Raw genomic sequence first — 21,899 nt, forward strand, 5'->3', positions numbered from 1 at the left:
CGGAAAATGTAACGGGTAATGAAAATGCCATTTCCATCATCTTTGCCCGAATCCGACTCTACGGCACTATTTACAAATGCTAGTTCCCAACCTTCTTCTGTCATGGCTGCGAGCTTTGAAGCTACCACGGCATCGTTGGCTGCGATGTTCTGGAATCGGATGCCTGCTAAATTATAAAAGTTCAGAAGCTTGGTTTCATCAAAGGACTTCACCCGAATTTCGGTACGATCAGAACTGTTACGAGAATTATCGTCTTCGCTACGCGATGAAGTAAACTCGCGATAGTCGCGTACATCATTAGATGACACCATCCGTGAGCGCCCTAGTCCATTGGGTACAATCGACTCCACCGTGGTTACAATCCGGATTTCGTATTTCTGCGCAGTAGCAGTGATACTTAAAACGCAAAAAATGACGATACTAAAAAAAATTTTGGTCATAACAAAGGTTTTTAAATGAATATTGAAATATTTTTTTTAGCAATATAGTAAAAATTAGATTAGGTTATAAGTTTGTCGAGTTGAGATAAAAATTCGTAGATTCAGCTTAAACCCCTTTATTTAAATATAAATCTACATGATTATAAATAAGCTAATTGAAATCTCGTTTGCAACAAGTGATGACAGAAATAAAATTTATCAGATTCGTCATGAAGTCTATGCGTCAGAGTTAATGCAGCATCCACAAAATGAAGGAAAGATGTTTCAAGATAAGTTTGATGACTTCAATACATATATTGTTGCAAAAATAAATTTAAAAATTGTCGGTTTCATTAGTGTTACTCCACCTACTAAAAATGATTATTCCATAGATAAATATTTCACCCGAAAAGAAATTCCTTTCACAGTAGATGCTGGTACATTCGAAATGAGAATATTAACAGTTCTCAAAGCGCATCGGGGTAAGCCCATAGCAGTAGCGCTCATGTGGGCTGCTTTTCGCTTTATTCAATCCTATGGAGGTGTAAATATCATGGCCATTGGGCGATCAGAGGTACTTGACATGTATTTAAAACTAGGCTTTAAGGCTACGAACAAAGATGTTAATTCTGGTGAGGTTACATTCAAATTAATCCATGGGAAAGTAGACGAATTGAATGCTTTCATAGAAAATAATTTCAAGAATTTCTTCATCAAGATAAGGCAGCATTGTGAGTGGAAATTGGCGATTGACTTTTTTAAACCAAGCAAATGCTATCATGGAGGGGCTTTTTTTGATGCCATTGGAAACGAATTTGATGACCTAAATAAAAGAAGGAATATCATAAACGCAGATGTGCTTGATGCTTGGTTTGATCCGGCTCCACAGTTGATAAATGAATTGGAGAATCATTTAGCATGGATTTGTAAAACTTCACCCCCAACAGATTGCATGGGTATGGCCAATGGCATAGCTTTAACACGGGGAGTTAAGATAGAAAACATTCTTCCGGGTTCTGGCTCTTCTGATTTAATTTTTCTTGCTTTTAGAGAATGGTTGCTTCCAGAATCACGTGTATTGATTCTTGATCCAACTTATGGTGAATATGTCCATGTTCTTGAAAATATTATTGGATGCCAGGTTGATCGCATCAATTTATTAAAAGCTAATAATTATACTTTAGACTTGGGAGAACTTTTAGATCTGGCAAACAATAACTATGACTTAATTGTCATTGTTAATCCCAACAGCCCCACAGGTCAACATATTCACAAGGCAAACCTCGAAAATGCTTTAAAACAAATATCCCCTAGTACTCGTATTTGGGTTGATGAAACCTATATCGATTACTGTGGAAAAGATCAGTCTCTCGAGAAATTTGCTGTTAGTACAAGTAATATTATTATTTGTAAATCTATGTCTAAGGTATATGCTTTAAGCGGACTTCGATCCGCTTATTTGTGCGCTTCACCATTTCAACTTGAAAAATTAAGATCTATTTCTCCCCCTTGGGCAGTGAGTCTCCCATCTCAAATTGGAGCACTAGTTGCCTTAAAACAGGACCAATACTATGAAAAATGCTATGAAGAAACTCACTTACTGAGGCAGGATTTCACTAAAGAATTGATGAAATTTAATTCAATAGAAGTTTTACAGAGCAAAGCCAATTTTGTTCTTTGTTATCTACCTGAAAATGGACCTAGCGCTGAAATAGTTGTTTCTAAATGCAAAGAAATGGGTCTGTATATAAGAGATGTTTCTAATATGGGGAATAATTTTAATAAACATACAGTTAGAATTGCGATTAAAGACAAAGAAACAAATCAAAAGATGTTGAAAATAATCAAGCAAGTTCTAGATTAATTAAATAAAAACTAAGCTAACAAGGGTTTAGAAACAGTGGCGGTTCAGTGCTCCGCATCAACATTAGTGGTGAAAATTGCCACCTTTGCCGAGCCCGAAACCATTGTGCGTCATGATTAAACAACACGCCAAAACTTGCGAAACATAGCATTTGGATAAGAAATATTTAAAAATGATGACATAATTATTAAGCATTCAAACGGTAGTTGGAATAAGCTACACGCTTAAACAAAAATAAGTACATATTCCGTTGAAGCTGACCCTTGTTCCAAGATGTTGACACACCCTTAAAGGCGGTTTTTGTTTCCACCGAAGACGGCAGTTAAAGGCTTGCCAGCATTGGCAATTTTCATATTTCCAATTTAAAGCTAGCAATTCATGCTACTATTAATCGGCCGAATTTTGGGAAAGTCTACATGACTACCCCTGCAATGAACCTTAAAAGGGTGATGACTAACTGGAAAAGTATTCTTTAGCAACAATTTTACCAGTTACTATTCAAAACGTTTTACCTGCTGAAAGGAAATTGTTGGTTCTTTGCATTTTATAAATGGCTTTTAAGGATAAACGAGTTAAGGTAAAAGGATTATTTTCTCATTTCTATTACATCTGATTTGTAAATCCCTTTCCACATAAATCTATTTTCAGTTAATAAACCTGCTTAAGCACCTCCTGATAAAGCCTTACATTATCAACCAGGAAGGGTTCATTCAACATACTGGCATGCGGGCCAGATCCATCGTATACATAAAGTTGCCCATTGGTTATTTCTTGCCACGCTTGTTTTCTATCTGTGTTATTTCGGTTAGTTTCTGAACTGATGTAAAATATATCAGCATTTATTTTTCCATCGTCTTTAAGTTGGTGAATGAACCTTGTTGAGGCTTCAATACGTTTACGCATTGCGCCCTTCATCACAGCTGATGTTAAATATACTTTCGCACGTGGATCTGCCAGGTATTCATCAGCAATGCTTACTACCTCTTGTTCCGTTAGAGGCTCTGGTTCAATAAATCTTCTAGAATCAAGAAGAATTAACGCTCTAATTTTACGACCTGATGCTTCCAATATTTTTGCAACATGAAAACACATACTGCCGCCTGCCGAAAAACCACATAATATAATTTCGCCTTGTGGTTGTAATTGTTGAACATAATTGGCCATTGACTGCAACGTATCCTGCTCCATAAAATTGAGCCCATATACCGTACAATCCTGTAACTGCCGGGCCAATGCAGCAAAACCAATTGCATATCCTACTGCAGGTGGCAAGAAAAACAAAGTTTTATCAGCATTTTCTTCCTTTAATATGAGATAATCTGAGTCAACTACATCCAAGTCTTTTTGTAATGCTAAGCGAATAGTGGCTGAAAGTGCAAGAACTGTTGTGTCTTTATATAATTGTACAAGCGGAAGTATGATACCGAATTGTTTTTGAACTTCGCTCATTAACCGAACGGCTTTAAGACTATGCCCTCCAAGATCAAAGAAATTGTCGTTTGAATTAATATCGTCCATATCCAATTCTTTTTTCCAAATATCGAATACGGTTTGCTCAACCAGATCGGTTGCCTCATTCATTCCGTTATTTTTGTTGGTATTCCGACTTGGTAATGGCAGTTTTTCTTTATTGATTTTTCCATTAGAATTGAGCGGAATTTCATCCAGAAAAACAAAATGATGTGGTATAAAATGAGCTGGCAATAATTCTGCTAAAAAATCCCTCATTTCTTTTATCTCCGGATTAGGAGTGTTATTTTTGAAAGGAAGTAAATACGCAATTAACTCCAAATCGGCATTTGCAGCCTCTTTTGCTATTACAAAAGCTTTGCTAATTTTTGCATGTTTTTGAAGATGGTACATAATTTCTCCTAGCTCTACACGAAAGCCTCGAATTTGAATCTGATCATCTTTTCTGCCCAAATATTCCAAGGTTCCATCTGCTAACCAGCGACCGAAATCGCCGCTTCTATACATGTTATTTCCTGAAGTAAATGGATCAAGCATAAGTTTCTGGGCCATTAGTTCCGGCCTGTTGTGATATCCCATAAAAACACCATTACCGCTTACAACCAGCTCGCCTTGAACACCAATCGGGCAAAGTTGCAATTGGTCATTTACAACATATATAGAAGTACCAGGAATGGGCAAGCCAATAACAGATTGTCTGGTTGTATTTATGATTTCTTCTTGTTTTACCAGATGCCAGGTAGCATGGACCGTTATTTCGGTAATGCCATATAAGTTAAACAGCTGAACTTGCTCGCTACCTTCTATCGTAATCCAAGATTTTAGCTTACTAAAATCAAGTTTATCACCGCCAAATATGACCATTCTCAAGGAAAAATTCTCTAGGCTGTTAGCTTGAGAAACAATCCTTTCCAATAGTGGATAGAAGGCACTTGGTGTTTGGTTTAGAATAGTAACTCCGGCTTGTTCGATAATTTCATAGAACCTGTTGGTATCCCTTACTTCATCACGCTGTGGAATATACAAGCGGCCGCCATTTAATAATGAACCGAATATTTCCCATACAGAAAAGTCAAAAGCATAAGAATGAGCCATGATCCAAACATCATCACTGTTAAATGATAACCATTCAGTTTTCTGCTTGAGGAGGTTCATTAGGCTCAAATGGCTAATTAGGCAACCCTTGGATTGCCCGGTTGAGCCGGAAGTATAAATTACATAGGCCAGATCATTTTGTGCTATTGTAGGTAATATTATAGCTTCGGCTGATGCAGAGGGTATATTTTCAACGGTTAACAACTTAATCTTTGTGATAAGCTCTAGCTTTTCAATTAGCTCTTCGGATGTTATAATTAGCCTACAATTACTATCAGTTGCGATAAATGCCACCTTTTCTGCGGGATACTCCACATCAATGGGCACATACGCTGCACCGCAATAAAGAATACCGAAAATTACAACTGGAATATTAACTGCAGGAGGTAAATATATACCAATTCTATCTCCGGGTTTGATGTCGTACTTTTCAATTAACCAGTAAGCCAATTCTTTTGCAGATTGTCCTATTTGATCATAAGTTAAAGATTGTTTTCCATCCTCTAATGCTACATTATCTTTATACAGAGCACAGGTTTCCTGGAAATAATCAACAATTGTTTTTTCCGGATCGAAACTTCCGGATGCGTAACTCCATTGCAACAAGGCTTCTTTTTCTTCCTTGCTTACCATATCAATTTGGCTAACTAACTTATTAGAAGCTTCTGCTATTTGATTTATAACCTGAAGAAAATGAATACTTAATTTCTCAATCCAGTCTTGAGAATAATAATTTTTATCAAATGTAAAGCTTATATGCACCTCTTCCCCCGGGTAAATAATTACAGCTAAGGGGTAACTCGTATGACCAAAAGTGTTTTTAGATTCAATTTTTATTCCTGTATCATCTGATTCTTCCTCTACAGATGACAAAGGATAATTTTCAAACACCAACAAATGATTAAGCAGATTTTTATTTAAAGAAGAGCAAGACTGAATTTCAGGTAAAGTCAAATACTGATGTGATTGGTATTCTTGTAAAAATGTTGTCAGCTCTGAAAGAAGGTCATCTACAGTGGTATGATCAGACCATTTTACACGGAGTGGAAGGGTATTTATGAATAGTCCAACCATATTTTCAAACCCATCGAGCTCATAGGGCCGACCTGCAACAGTGATACCAAAAACAGCATCTTTTGTGTCATTGTACTTAGTTAAGAGAATTCCCCATGCAACCTGAAAAAAAACGTTCATTGTAGTTTTCTTCTCATTGCACAGTTGCTGGATAGTTTTTGTGAGTTCTTTACTAAGTAATAAATTCAATAAAGCGGGCTCATATTCTTCATTTACAGTAGGTTTATCCAAATAAGGTATTGACGTCAAGGTAGTATAATCCTGCAGGTAATTTTTCCAAAACAGAATAGAATCTTGTCGCGGTAGCTGCTCTATCCATTCCAAATAGTTAGTAAAAGAGGTATAAGGTGGCCACTGGTAATTAACATGGTTACACAAAGCCTGGTAACAACTCATGATCTCTTTAATAATAACATTAAAGCACCATCCATCCATAATAATGTGGTGATAGGCTAAAAGTATGACCTGCTTATCACCTACTAAATCAAATTGCTTAATGCGTATCGGCAAGTCCTTCTCGAGATCAAAACCTTGCTCTATCCATTTTTTACGCGTTTTGTTGATCTCAATTTCGCTTTCTTCAACCGAAAGACGAGACAGGTCCTGCACATCAGCTTTAATGTCTCCGTCTTGACGAATTTGCACAATTGGCGTATTAGATTCATCGAGGCAAAAGCGTATTCGTAAAATATCGTAATGATTAATCCCTTGTTGTACAGCTTTTTGAAAAGCTTCAGTATTCATTTTTCCAGCTACTTCAAATTGCCTGATAATAATATTGGCCTTTGATTCTGGGAAAGCTTTGTAATGGAAATACATGGCTTCCTGCATTGGTGACAAGCAATAATTAACAATTGTAGCATCTGCTATTATTACTGTTTCAGCAGAAACAACACTAGCTTCAGGTTCAAGATGTTGCGCTAACTTACCAATAGAGGTATAATTAAAAATATCGGCTAAAAGACACTTCAGCCCCTGGCGGTTAATCTTCGCTATTATCTGGATGGCTTTAATTGAATCTCCTCCTAGAAGGAAAAAATCACTTTCAGCTGTTAAATTTTGTTGGTGTAATACGGATGTCCATATTTCAGCAATTAGGGTTTCGGTAGCGGTCATAGTAGTAACCAGCTTTTCTGCATCAATTACATTCGTGTATGGATCAGGTAAGGCCCGAAAGTCTGTTTTACCATTTGCCGTAAGCGGAACAGAAGTTATACGAATAAAAAATGCAGGAATCATATATTCCGGTACAAATTGCGACAGTTGTGTTCGTAAGAGCAAAATATCAGCATCTTTATCTAATTGATAATAACATACCAGCTCTTGGCCATAATCAGGTGAAGCTATTAGTCTTAAAATATGTTTCGACAAACCGCAATTATCTAAACCCAGCTTAATTTCAGAAAGTTCTATGCGGTGACCGCGAATTTTTACCTGATCATCAATTCTTCCTTCTATGCATATATCTTGATTGGTACACCAATAACCAAGATCTCCGGTGCGGTATAATCGGATACTTTTGCCGTAAATTTCAAAAATGAAAAACTTTTCAAAATTTAATTTCTCCTGTTGATGATATCCTTTAGCAAGCCCCTTTCCTCCAATACATATTTCACCAATTTCTCCTGGTAAACAAAGCTCCCCTTCTGCATTTAAAATATATACTTCCGCATTGCTTATAGGTTTCCCAATAACCGGTTTTTCAATAAATTTATCAATATGCCCAGGTTGTATGGTATGATAGACGGTGCCTATGGTCGTTTCTGTAGGACCATAATGATTAACAAAAACAATATCCTTCTTAATACCTACAAAATGCTGTAAACTTTTCGTATCAATTTTTTCTCCGCCTATTAATATTAAGCGCAAAGCTGAATCCTTTAGAGTTTCTATATTCTCTGCTTTCAGCAACAAGTAAAATAAAGAAGGTGTAAGTTTTAAAAAGCTGAGGTGCTGATCTTTAATATACTTCACTAGCTCATCCGCTTCCTGTCTTTTACTTGCTGGCAAAATATGTATGGCAGCGCCTGTTAATAAACATCCCCATAAACTTGTATATCCCAAATCATAAGCATACGAAGCCTGAAGCAAACTTTGATCACCAACATTCACATTAAAGCTTTGCTGGAACCAATCAACATAGTTAAGAAGGTTAGAATCAGTAATGATTACCCCTTTGGGTAAACCTGTAGTGCCAGATGTATAAATCATATAAGCGCCCTGATCTGTAGTACGCGACAGGTCATGAGGAAACTTCGCCTTTACTTCCAAAAGTTCATGTATTAAAGCCAGTGGTATTCCGGTATCGCTAACAACATGGGCATTCATTAAATTAGTCAGAATACATACTGGTGCAGAGTCAGTTAAGATATGTTTTAAACGGCCTGGAGGATTACTAATATCTATTGGTATATAGGTAGCTCCAGCTTTCAAAACAGATAACATAGCAATAGGTAACCATTCATCTTCATCCACTATGATTCCTACAAAATCGTCAGCTTCAATTTTGAATGTATCGAGGAGTGCCCTTCCAATCTGGTCAGACATTTCATCTATTTGCTGATAAGTAAACGAAGCAAAGGCAGTTTTAACTGCAGGTTGATCAGGAAATAAAGTTGCTATATACCGGAAACGACTAACAACATCAGTTGTAGCTCCATATTTAGATGTTAAATTCGCTGTTAATGATAAATTTGAGTTATATCTAACTCGTAAAATCTCAATTGCATTAGAGGTATTCCTAACTAAATCTTGAGCTATGGCCAACATAAATTCAGCGACATATTTAGTATCAGAATCGGTAAAATACCTGGTATCAACTATAAAGTTGCAGGTGATTTCTTCTGCTGATTGAACTACCTGACATTTAATTTTAGCTGGATTGAGTAACTGTGCTGCTTCAATAACGGCAATATTGGAGGTATTTAAAAAGCCAAATTGATAATCGAATTTTACTGTCTCTTGTTGTAAATAAAAAAATTGGTAGGATCGGTGTTGAGTAATTGCTTCTTCTATTTTTTTAACATCGTAATTTTCTAATGAAACAGGTGTTTCATTTAAAGAAAATGGCAGTAGCTTACTGAGCAATCCCATTGTACCATTCAATTCTTCAAATTCGCGTCCATGACATTCAAGGCCAATAGATAACTCTCGGTTAACCGAATGAAAACCAACAAACTTCAAGAACATTGCGAGGAAAATACTCTCAATACTAATTTGATCTTGTTCAGCCTTTAATAAAATAGCTTCTCTTAAGATGGTAGGAATCTTCAGGAAAGATTTATTATAATTGGCAGATTTGCTATTGTTTTGACGTTCAATTCTTAAACGAAATGACGCATCATTTGCTTGCTGCTGCCAAAAGTTAATACCTTCCTTTGCTCCTTCGTCTACCAAAAGCTGATGCTGCCACTCTGAAAATTGGATATAGCTTATTTCTTCACTTATCAATGCTTGAGCATCATTTTTAACTATGTTTTCCTGTAACAATAATAAGCCTGAAAGATCCGCACACAGCGGGTGAGAAAGCAAGGTAATTTGAACACCCGTGGGTATTTCTAGGATGAAAATTTGAAGTAAGGGATTTAAAGGTGATGCTGGATCTTTGATCGTTAAATCGTCAGGTAAAAGATCCCTGTCATGAAACTGAACACGAACCGTATCTCCGATTGTTTGCAGCATATCACTGCCTATATTTTCTGGAATAAAATTAAGATTAAATGAGCTGTATTGATCTAAAATGAGATTAATTCTTTCTATTAATTTTTGTTTATCAGTTTCACAAATAGAAAATTGAAGTATGCTATATTTCAAGCTTTCAGCAGCATTTTTTAAGACTATTTTTTGCTGCGGCGACAGCTTATAAGCTAAATTATCCATTGTATTCATTAAGTATTTGTTACCTCAAATTCAAGGTAGGAGATATAAGTTTAATATAATTGATGTTTATTTCCATAGGTTAATGAGCTGCCTAAATCGGAATTAGCCATCTTTTAGTTTAGCTCAAAGTTCCAATAAAATATTACTCAATCATTTCAGGCATTTTCATCAATTATGAATGATTCCGAATTCAAAAACAAACATTTCTTAACCTATTTACTAATTATTAAATAAACATCTTAGGGTCAAAGTATTTGAAAAATTCCAATTGTTTTTCAAGACTAGATTCTCATAACCAATCATTTGCTAAAGCATACTATTCTGGTCTGTACTTCAATAAATCTGGATAAAGCCTCTCTGCTTTCCGTAAATAGGCGTCAAATTCAATTCTCATACCTAAAGGATTTGCAATCCATTGTTCTGTGGCCCTTGCAACTTCTGGATCCACATGAAATGGTTTTCCGATAGCATGTGCCTGAATATTAACTTGAAAAGAATGCTCTGCTGCTATCATTAGCATGGCTGCAGTTTCTAATTCTTCTCCTAATGTTAGGGTCCCATGATTACGTAATAACAAGGTATGACTATCCCCTAAATGATTAACAAGGTTTTGACCCTCTTCATCAGAAAGAACAGGCCCATTATATTCATTATAAACTGTATGTTTTTCAAAGAACATACAAGAAGTTTGATCAATAGGTTTAATAGGCAGTCCGAGAGAAGTAAAAACAGTTCCCATAGGAGAATGCGTGTGTACGATACAATTAATATCAGGCCTAGCTGCATGTATAGCAGCATGAATACAGAACCCTGCTACATTTACAGGATAATTTCCTTCCACAACATTACCAGCCATATCAACCATAATCAGGTTGTCAGGTGTAACTTCTTCAAAAAATAATCCGAAAGGGTTTACCCAAAACAGCTCTTGTTCTCCAGGCACTTTGAACGAAATATGCCCGCTAATTCCTTCATCCAATTTTTCCATAGCCAGAATACGATATAATCCTGCTAAACGATAGCGTAGCCAAGCTCTAGTTTGTGGCCTCTCCGTTCTTAGAAAATAAGACGATGTTTGTTTTCTGGCAGATGCAATTGCTGCTTTTGCCACTTCAGATACTTTGGGCTCAAAATTATTAGTATAAGGGTCTGACATGGCTACAAGAACTTTTCTGGGTCCCTCAAATGGATGTCTTCCATGGGCAAAACGCATATTATCTAACCATAACACATCTCCACTATCCCATTTAAAAATGATTTTAGCCTTTTCAAAAGCAGCTGAAATGGTATCAAAATCCTCTTGAGTAATTGGAGAACCATCACCACAATAGCTATTTCGAGGCACCCTATCACTAAAAGTTTCCTTCATATACTCCTGAATAGCACTATCCTGGTTCTTAAGATTAAATAAATGTGCCTGATTAAACCAGACTTTTTGTTTCGTAAGCGGATGTTTAACTACTGCTTGTGCGGTACTGCGTGTTTGCAAACTATCTTCTGGAAACCATTTAAATTCAATAGCGTTTTTGCGACAATGTTCTTCCACTACCGATTTATCATCTGTTCCAAAAACAAGTTGCCAAGACAAATCAATGCCTGTATGAAAATTACGAACATATGTTATTCCAACATCCTCAAATTTTTCCAGTAGTGCAGCAGGTAACAAGTTATATACCAGAGCGGAGTCAGCAATTGGAGTTTCACCTCCTGCATCAGCAGCTGTTTTGCAATAAAACCAAATTTTTTGTGGCCAGTTTTTGGTGTAAGAATGTTCATTATGCATTGGAATAAACTGATCTTTAGGATATTCCGTAGAAGTATAAACTTTATCGTTCACTTTTGTACGCGGCGTTGATGGTTCTGTATAATCAAGCAACTGGCTGGTAAACGACTGGCATAAGGCTTGAAAAGCAGAATCATCTGTAATTAAGAATCCCCTAAACAACACAGCTCCATATTTTTGATAAAGTTCGTTCAGATATTTATCGTGTTCTTTTGCCCAAATTACCAAATCAATAGTTGCATCCATTGAAGTAATTTGAACATATTTTGTTCCTAAACTATTACCATCTATTATTTGCTCATTTATGGTTGAATCAATTTTAACAGCCTTTGGAATAGTGTTTTTTAGCGATTGTAATAATTGAGATTTAAGTTGCATACTATAAGTTTTTAGTTAGGCTTTTGCATTTTCTTAAGTAATAAATAAGATTGCTGACGTACATCATTGGGTTTAACAGATGGAATTTGATTTTTTAAAAACTCTTGCAGCAAAAGTTGCGGCGACTGGCATAAACGAATAATCAGGTCTTCCCATTGCTGGATATATTCAGCAATAAGTATTTCATCATACTTCGAGGTTTTATACTCTGCATTAAGGGTTAAGGTATTGTTAAAAGGTTGAACGGTAAAGCTCAAATCAAATTTTGAGCCCTGCATCTCAATATTTAATTCTTCCACTTTCAATGCATTATCAATTTCTGAAACATGATTTGAAAAATCATTATACACAAACCTTGTTTTGATCAGATCTCCGAGTTTAATGCCTTTTTCATGTTGCATCAGTGCCACTAACTCGTCAAATGGTAAATCCTGAAAATTCATATCTGTTAAAAGAGAATGAACAAACTGATCAAAGAAACTTTTTACTGTTTGACTTTCATCAGTTTTGACAATAATTGGCAACATATTTACGAAGAAGCCAACCACGTTTTCCATATCGGGATGAGATCTCCCAGAAACGGAAATTCCAAAAACAAAATCCTTTTTTTGGGATAAATTAGCTAATAATATCGCGTAAGTAAAAAGCATTAGCTGATTTTCTGAACAATTCCATAACCTTGCTGTAATTCGGATTTGTTGCACCGTTTCTTCTTGTAAGGTTACGTGAAGTGTTTTACCTTGATTATCGTTATTTGAAATAGACTCTAGTCCCGGGAGAAATGCAGATTCCAGATTTTTATCCAGGCGCTGCATCCAATGCTTGGTTAACACTGATCGTTTTTCATCTGTTTGCGCCTGCAACCAATGGGCAATATCCGTATAGCTAACCGCTATAGATGGAAGTACAACTGGTTCTCCCTTAATTTTTGACTGATAAATCTGGGTAAGTTCTGCCAACAAAATACCCATTGACCACCCATCCGTAATAATATGATGCATATTCAGAAATACATAAAACACTTCCTCATTTGAAAAAGTGGTTAAAACTCTGAATAATGGGGCTTTATCGAGTTTGAAAGGGCGGTTACAAAATTCATCTGCCAGTTGTAGTGATATTTTTTCGTCGCTACTTTCCTGATAATGAAAAGATAAATAGGAATCATGATCGATATTATTTTTAATTTCCAATACCGCACCCTCATCATGAAGAATAAAACCCGCCCTTAATTGATCATGACGATTGACAAGTTCATTAAAACTTTGTTTTAATGCCTCAACGTTACATTTCCCTTGTATTTTGAATGCAAAAGTCATGTTATAGGCAATGTTATCTGGTTGAAGCTGTTGCAAAAACCATAATCTTCTTTGAGCTGGTGATAGACTATAAAATAATTGTTTTGGAAGCTTAGGTATAGATTTAAATTCTGAAATTAATGAAGTTTGAAGCAATAGAGATAAACTACGCACAGAAGGATAGGTAAAAATATCGTGTAAAGATACGCTGATTTCAAAACGTTGCTGTATTCTATTCATTAATTTAATAGCCAGTATACTGTGACCCCCGACTACAAAAAAATCATCCGTAACAGATATATTCCTATCCAGCACTTCAGTAAAAATTGCCAGAAGTTTCAGCTCCGTATCGCTATTGCTCAATAAAGAGCCGGTATTTCTACTATATTTCAATAAATAAACTTGTTCCAGTTCTTTTATATTGGTTTTACCACTGCTACTAAGCGGGAAACCAGACATCAATATAATCCCGGAAGGAATCATGTATGCTGGTAAAAATTGCTGCAGGTGCATGATTATTTTCTGTTCCAGATTTTCAACATCAGCTTGAATAAATGCAACCAGTTCTTTATTACCTAATGCAGATGTTATAATTAAAACAACAGCTTTTTGCACCAAAGGATGTTGCTCCAAGATTTTTTCAATTTCCTGAAGCTCAATTCTATAACCATTAAGTTTAACCTGTTTATCTGCCCGGCCTTTAAACTGAATGGTGCCATCCGCCATCCAGCAACCTAAATCGCCACTATAATAAATGCGTTGAGAGGGCTTGAACGGATCTGCCCGAAATACCTTATGCTGAAGCACCATACGATTTTTATACCCTCGTGCTACTTGAACACCACCCAAGACAATTTCGCCAGAAACACCTAATGGCTGAATTGTTTTGGTTACAGGATGAACAATATAAATTTGAACGTTATCCGCTGGCTTTCCAATAGAGATATAATCTTTTACTTCGAGGCTACTAATTTCTGATGTAACTTCAACGGTAGCTTCAGTAGGGCCATATAAATTTAAAAGGCTTTTCTGTAGTTTACCATTCAATATAGAGTTGAAATTTCTAATAAGTTCTGGGCTCACTGCTTCTCCGCTCGTAAAAATATTATGCAAAGAAATTAATAGCTTTTCTTTGCCAAAGGTTTGAACATATTCAAGAAATATTTGCAACATGGACGCTACAAAATGTACTCTGGTAATATGATATTTGAAAACTGCTTGTATGATGGCTTCTGGGCTTTTTTCATCTCCGTTTGGCAGGATAATTAGTCGGCTACCGCCTAATGTCCACCCAAATAATTCTCCTAAGGCGACATCGAATGTAAATGCAGTTTTCCAAAGCCAGGTATCAGAAGTACTGGCTGGCAAATTACGTTGCAACCAGCATAAACGGTTTACTATGGATCCTTGTTCAACCAAAACGCCTTTTGGCTTTCCTGTGGAGCCCGATGTATAAATGATATATGCAAGATCGCCTGCCTGAACTTTTTTAAAATCTAACTGCAAAGCAGACAGGCTATGATTTATTTTACAACACCTAATAGAGGTAGCAAAAGTCAAATCTTCCTGATGTAACAGAAGAGCTGCAGCACTATCTTCCAGCATAAACCTGATGCGTTCTTCCGGAAGATCAGGATCTAAAGGTAAATAAGCTGCCCCTGATAAAATAACCGCATGAACTGCCGCAACAGTTAAAATGCTGCGCTTCATACAAATGGCTATCACCGTATCTTTTTGGATATCAATAGTTTGTGAAATTTTATAGCCAATGCCATACGTTAATTGCTGCAGCTGGGCATAATTGAGTTCCTGTTCCAGGCTTGCTATCGCAGGAAAATGAGCATAGTTCTGATAAGCATCCTCCAAAATCTGTTGTAAGGTTTCGTACTTATTCTGCTCTTCTTTACCCGTACCAATTTTAATTAAGTTGTTCTTTTCATCTGTACTTACAATATCCAGGCCTCTTAATAAAGTATTTTCATTTTGCCTGATATTATCTATCAGCGTTTGAAAGTTGTTGAAGAAACTCTGAATATAAACTCGATCAAAAAGCTCTGTACAATAATTTAAACTGACAATGAATTCACCAGCCTGCTCCTTTATTTCAATGCTTAAATCAAATTTGGATTCGGTAATTACTTCTTCGCCAGAGATGGTTTCTGAATATAATTGTTCTTCACTACTGTTTAAATAATTGAAAAGAACAGAAAATAAAGGATGCCGATCTTTTGTGCGTACGGTTTGCTGATCTTGAAGAATATGTGCCAGCGGATACCAGGCATGATCCATCACTTCTAACAATTGTCTTCCCGTTTGCTGCATCTGCAAAGTAAAGGAGCGATCATGATCCAATGTGCATCTAAAAGGCAAGGTATTAACCAGTAAACCCGCTACACCATTTAATTCATCTGTGCTGCGGTTGGTAACAGGTATGCCTACCAAAAAATCATCCTGTAAAGAATATCGAGCCAACAAAACCTGAAATGCCGTAAAAAGCACGGTAAATGGAGTAAGAGATGAACTTTTAGCGGTTTGATAAATCCATTCTGAAAGCTCAAGGCTGAGCTTTTTCTCGTAAATAGCACCAGAAAACGATAGTTGTAAAGGACGTTTTTTAGGTGTTGGTAATTCTACTGAACCCGGGGCATCTGTTAACTGTTTTTTCCACCATTCAGAATCCTTTTTATAAGGCTCTTGAAGTAAATATACATGATGATACCAGTAAGAAACATCTGGATACTGAAAGGAAACTGGAGACAAAATTTCTCCCTGATAAAGCTGTACGATTTCCTGTGCCAACAAGTTATTTGAATGCTCGTCTGAGATGATATGATGAATATCTAAAACTAGGCTTATAGTGTCTTCCTGCTCTACAATATAGGCATTAAACAATGGCCCTGTTGAAATATCTATTTTCTCACGACTTTTTTGCCAGGTAGATGGCAGGTTTTTCCGGGAAGTTTGAATCTGAATAATTCCTCCCTGATTAGTAAATAGTTGAAAAGCTTTTTCAGCGGGAATTAGTTCCTGGAAGACATTGCCTTTGTCCTCATGAAATAAGGTACGCAAAGCCGCATGTCTGTTGATTAATTCCTGTATTGCTCTAAGCAGTTTTAAAGTATCTGGTTTCTCTTTTAATGGTATAATTGCAGCCATTTGGTATGTGCAGCCAATGTCTGGTAATTGCTGCAATACATAAAGACTCTCCTGAGCCGGCATCAATGAATAAAATTGCTGCAGAGGAGCAGTTTGCAATTCATTTGTTTTGTCTGTATTCTTGTTTTTAATACAGGCTGCTAATCCTAGTAAAGTTGAATCACGAAACAAATCTGGCAAGCCGACTGTGATATCATAGCGCTTCCGGATGGCTGCCAACAATCGGATAGCACTGATACTATGACCACCATTTTCGAAAAAATCTTTGCCAGGGTTTATCGCTATTCCTAAAACATCCTTCCAAATTTGCAAGAGCTGCAATTGAACCGCATCATTTTGTATTTGTTGATAACTGACAGATGATGAAGCAGATATTGTATTAGAGACTAGCGCTTTTCTATTGATTTTCCCGCTAGTTAATCTGGGCATACTTTCTACCCAAATTAGTTGTGAAGGAATCATGTAAACAGGTAAACGCTGCAGCAATTCTTCCCGAATAATGGCAGAATCTATTTTCAAACCAGTATAAAATCCAGTTAAAACAGCATGATTATTTCCGTTTTGTAAAAGAACTGCAGTTTCTTTTATTCCATCCACATGAAGCATAGACGCCTCAATTTCACCTGATTCTATGCGCTGTCCATTAAATTTTAGCTGCTCATCTAATCTCCCTAAATAAATCACTTCACCCTTATCGTTCCACATAGCAGCATCACCACTACGGTACATTCTTTCTCCGGCTACAAAATCGTCCTGTGAAAATTTTTCATCGGTAAGTTGTATATTGTTATTATATCCTTTAGCGAGGCTAATTCCCGCAATATATAGCTCGCCTGGTATCCATGGAGGCAATATTTTTTTTTGCTTATCTAAAATGTAAATCCGGTAATTAAATAGAGGTTTCCCTATCGGGATATACCCGTAATTCTCATTAAGTGGCGAACACATAAACCCGGTACATGACACGGTGGCTTCGGTTGGCCCATATAGATTTAAAAGGTAAGTGTTATTGCTCTCAAAAATTAATCGGTTAAACTTTTTAACTGTTGCAAGCGGAAGGGCTTCACCACTGGCAACCACATAGCGAAGATGACGAATACTGTTCAGCTGTTGCTCCCCAATTTCATCCAAAAAAACAGAAAGCATGGAAGGAACAAAATGTAAAACCGTAATTTTTTGATTTAGAATAGTATCACATATTTTAATCGGGTCTTTTTCATCGCCAGAAGGCAAAAAATAAGTTTGACAACCTGAAAATATCCAATGAAAAAGTTCCCAAACAGAAACGTCGAAGGTGGCAGGTGTTTTTTGTAATAGGCAGTCATCTGGTGTTAAGGCATGAACCTCCTGCATCCAGTTTAAATGGTTTACAACAGCCTGATGTGTAACAATTACACCTTTGGGGCTTCCTGTTGAGCCTGAGGTATATATAATATAAGCCGGGTCACCAGATTCTGGCACTCTCGTATTATCAGAATAATCATTAGAAGAACTTTCCCTTAAATTTTCTAAATGAAGAATTTTGCATGAATTAAGTAGTTCTGGTAAATCAGGATTGTTATAGCATAGCATAACTTTAGCATTGCAATCGGCTAAAACGTAATTAATCCGTTCTGCTGGATGACTTACATCAATTGGAACATAGACTGCCCCACGTTTTAATATCGCAATAATGGAGGCAATCAACCATACCGAACGATCTCCAGAAATTGCTACAGAATCCCCTTTTTTAACACCCGCATCTAGAAGGGAAGAATAAATAAGGTTTGTTCGTTTCTCAAATTCAATCAGATTAATTCGATTCTGATTATCACCTAAAAAAGTAATCTCTCCGGATTTTTTTAACCGCTGTAAATAAAGTGAAATTATCGTTTCCTGTTCTGGATAGAGTCTTTTAGTATTGTTAAAATCATTTAAAATTTTATCTGAAATATTTTCAGTGAGGAGCGACAAAGATGATAATGTATTGTTTTCTTCCACACCATTACACAACTGTTTAGCAATGCAAGTAATATGTTCTAACACTTGTTGCATCAATACTTCCGGGTACAATTCAGGCTTGAATGCTAAACGCCAATAAATTTCCTCTCCCGAAGAAATATGAATAGAGAAGGGGTAATGCGTTTCTTCGAACACATCCAGCGTAGATATTTCAATTTCAGAAAGACCTTGGAATGGTGAAATTTCATCATATGGATAATCTTCAATAACCACAATATGATCGAACAAGGCGTCTGTAATACCCGATTGCTGCTGGATATCTGCCAACGAATAATACTGAAAAGGAATGCTTTCAATGAATCGCTCTGAAGTTTTCTGAATATAATGCGATATAGAAATATCGTCACTAACATGAAAAGCAAACGGAATAGTATTTATGCACATTCCAACAATTTCAGTTGCATTTTCCACAGGTATTTCACGTCCGGAAACCGTAATACCAGTAATCACTTTGTTTGTTTGATTATACCTGGCAAGCACTATTCCCCAGATAGAGTATACAACAGTATTAATGCTTACCTGCAATTTTGAGGCAATTTGAGCAAGTTGTTTACTTAGATCTTTATCAAATCTTTTATGAAGAGATATTTGTCCTGACTGAACATTTTGCCCAGCAAAACCTGATGGCAATCCTGTGATTGCAAAATCATCAGATATATTTAAGTGATGTTTCCAAAATTCTATGGCTGCTTTTGGGGCTTGCTTTTCTAGCCAATTTAGCATCTCTCTAAAAGATACAGGTTGCGCCAAATGCAATTCCTTACCATTATATAGTGAATTAATAATTGCAAATAACTCTTTAAGCACTATAGCAAAGCTCCATCCATCTAATATGATATGATGAAATGAAAGTATGATCCTTGTTTGATCACCAAGGTAAAAAAGAGACGCCCGAAACAAGGAGTCCGTTTGTAAATTAAAATACCGTTTCTTGTCTTCCTCACAAAATTCCTGTATGATCTGGTTTTGACGGATGGAATTCAAATTGCGCAAATCATGAATGACTAATTCCGGAATTTGTTTTTCCAATACTAGTTGAATCGGCCGGGTACTCCGATCTGGTACAAATCGGGTACGAAGTGCTTCATGCCTTTCTATTAATATGGATAAGCTTTTTAAGAAAATATCTTGATCAACAAAGCCTGTTAATAAAAAAGAATATTGTTCAAAATAAGCATAGGTGTCTTTACCACGAAGAACGTGAAAAAGAATACCTTCCTGTAATGGGGTTAATATTTGTACGTTTTTTACCTCCATTCGCTCCTATAGTAAATTGATAATACCTTTAAGTTCTTCTTTATTTATGCCTTTGAAATCAAAATCAACCTGATTGATTTCACTGCTATTTTCTTGCGATAATTGCTTAATTGTTTCGCGTAAACATTCCAAATAATAGTTTTGCAATTGCATTATCTCGTCCTTTTCGTACAGGTAATTATGATAAGATATGGAAATTTGCAAGGTACCATTAATGATAACTAAAGAGAACAATACCAAACTTTGTATATATACCGACCCTCCAATATTTTGCTGCAGTTCTGTTAGTGGGTGGATGTAAAAATCTTGATCTTTTGGTATTTCCAACTGCCCCAGGTAATTGAAAGTGAAATGAGGTTCTACATCCGCGGTTAACACAGAAGCATTACCTGAATATTTATTCAACAAATATCCAGAGCCATAATTGGGAACATTAGTTATTGAATTTTGAATAGCACTAATCTTTTCTACAACTGAAGCCTTTTCATCATATTTTAGCTGAAACGGATATTTAGTGGTAAACCAACCTATTGTATTGGAGAAAATTTCCGGATTCTGCATTGCATTACGTCCATGCGATTCCAAATACATAATCGTTTGAGTAGAGTTTTTCCAAAGAAAGAAAGCTTTACTTAAAGCCATCAGCAAAATGCCCTGTGTACTAATTTGCTCCGTTTCCATGCTAAGCAAAGCATTTGTTTCATCAATAGAAACAACGGTATTTAAAGAGCTATAATTCTGATGTATCTGTTCCGTATAGCGGTCATTAAACAATGCCCTCTTATCTAAAGCTTGCTCTACATTTTGCCAATGCTCTTCTTCAGTTTCAGAAAAACCGAGTGCTGCTTTTTGTTGTAATTGTAGTGACCATTGTTTAAAAGATGCCGATGGACTTAATATGATATGTTCTGCACTTTCCGAATCATATAGACGTGTTAAATCGCCCAGCAAAATTCGCCAGGAAACGCCGTCTATGATTAAATGATGGGATACTAAAAATACCAAATCATGATTGGCAAAGCGAAGGAGCAAACAGCGAAATAAAGGTGCCTGATCCAACTTAAAATTTTGTTGCCAATAAGCAGTTTGTTCAATAACCCAGCTGGTCTCTTGTTCTATTGAGATTGCTGTACCATCCAAAACGATAAAATAATCTGCTTTGGTATCAGCTGCTAATACCTGCTGGGTAATTTCATCGCCAGAAACACGATAAATAGCCCTTAACATAGCGTGATGTTGCCATATTCGATCTATACAATACTGAAGTTTTTCTGTGTCAACTCGATTTTTTGAACCTAGTAGAAGAGATTGATTGTAATGAGCTGAATCGTTTTGGCAATGCTTAAAAAATTTAAATTGAATTGCTGTTAAAGGAATAAGGCTTCCCGAATTTAGATCATTATCAGCACAAACGGTATTTTTGTTTAAATGAAGAGCTAATTCAGCAATGGTTGGATATACCAGAATATCACGCACACTGACTTGCAAATCATATTCCCGTAAACGGGAAACTACTTGAATTGCTTTAATAGAATCTCCACCTATACTTAAAAAATGATCGCTTATACCTATATCCTGCCGATATAAAACTTGCTGCCATATATCAACCAAAAGTTTCTCCTGGAAGTTTTTTGGTGCAACAAACGTTTTTGATTTCAGTCCATTAACCTCTTCCGGCGTTGGCAGAGCATCCCTATCTAATTTGCCATGTACTGTAAGCGGAAAGATTTCAATAGGCAAAATATGCGCAGGTATCATGTATGATGGAAGCTGTTGTTGCAACAATTTTAACAACAGATCCGTATCGTTATTAATAGGATTTGTTGGTATAAAATAAGCTATAATTTCGGGTGTATTGCTGACAGACATTATGGTGGTGATGTATACATCCCGTACCTGAGGAGATTGGCGAAGAACATCTGAAATTTCTTCCAATTCGATTCGATAACCTCTTATCTTAACCATATGGTCGTTTCTTCCGATGAAATTTATGTCACCATCTACTGTCCAATATCCTAAATCTCCTGTTTTGTACAGGATAACAGCAGAGTCAAAAGGAGATGAAACAAACTTTTCTGAGGTAAGTTTAGGATTGCCTAAATAACCAGCCCCAACAGTTTTACCACCAATATGAATTTCACCCACAATTCCAGCAGGGCATATTTGATCTAGATCATTTAGAATATATACTGATGAATTAGCAATGGGTTTGCCAATCAATATTTTGT

The 21,899-nt window shown here is 36.3% G+C and carries 6 protein-coding genes; 1 reads left to right on the plus strand and 5 read right to left on the minus strand.

The genetic code is table 11. From position 1 onward, the window contains the following. On the minus strand, positions 1-350 hold a 350-nt coding region (locus tag ACILQF_RS02050; protein ID WP_395625748.1), incomplete at its 3' end, for a hypothetical protein. A 226-nt stretch (positions 351-576) separates the two neighbouring features. On the opposite strand from ACILQF_RS02050, the gene ACILQF_RS02055 reads away from it, so the two are divergent. Further along, positions 577-2,283: an aminotransferase class I/II-fold pyridoxal phosphate-dependent enzyme gene (locus ACILQF_RS02055; protein WP_395625749.1), complete on the plus strand. Its 1,707-nt coding sequence runs from the start codon at positions 577-579 to the stop codon at positions 2,281-2,283. Between the two features lie 648 nt (positions 2,284-2,931). Here ACILQF_RS02055 and ACILQF_RS02060 read toward each other — a convergent pair. The 4 genes from ACILQF_RS02060 to ACILQF_RS02075 all read right to left on the minus strand — a co-directional run. Beyond that, entirely contained in the window at positions 2,932-9,801 is a 6,870-nt protein-coding gene (locus ACILQF_RS02060) for an amino acid adenylation domain-containing protein (protein WP_395625750.1), read from the minus strand. A gap of 316 nt (positions 9,802-10,117) precedes the next feature. Beyond that, the gene (locus ACILQF_RS02065; RefSeq protein WP_395625751.1) at positions 10,118-11,962 is read right to left on the minus strand and encodes a class II aldolase/adducin family protein; all 1,845 of its coding nucleotides are present in this window, start codon (positions 11,960-11,962) and stop codon (positions 10,118-10,120) included. 11 nt (positions 11,963-11,973) lie between these two features. Further along, positions 11,974-19,671 carry an amino acid adenylation domain-containing protein gene (locus tag ACILQF_RS02070; RefSeq protein ID WP_395625752.1) on the minus strand — a complete coding sequence of 2,566 codons (7,698 nt, stop codon included), beginning with the start codon at positions 19,669-19,671 and terminating at the stop codon, positions 11,974-11,976. Positions 19,672-19,677: 6 nt separating this feature from the next. Continuing rightward, a partial coding sequence (locus ACILQF_RS02075) for a condensation domain-containing protein (RefSeq protein WP_395625753.1) occupies positions 19,678-21,899 on the minus strand: 2,222 nt, incomplete at its 5' end.

The sequence above is a fragment of the Daejeonella sp. genome (genome assembly GCF_044232565.1).
GTDB lineage: Bacteria > Bacteroidota > Bacteroidia > Sphingobacteriales > Sphingobacteriaceae > Daejeonella.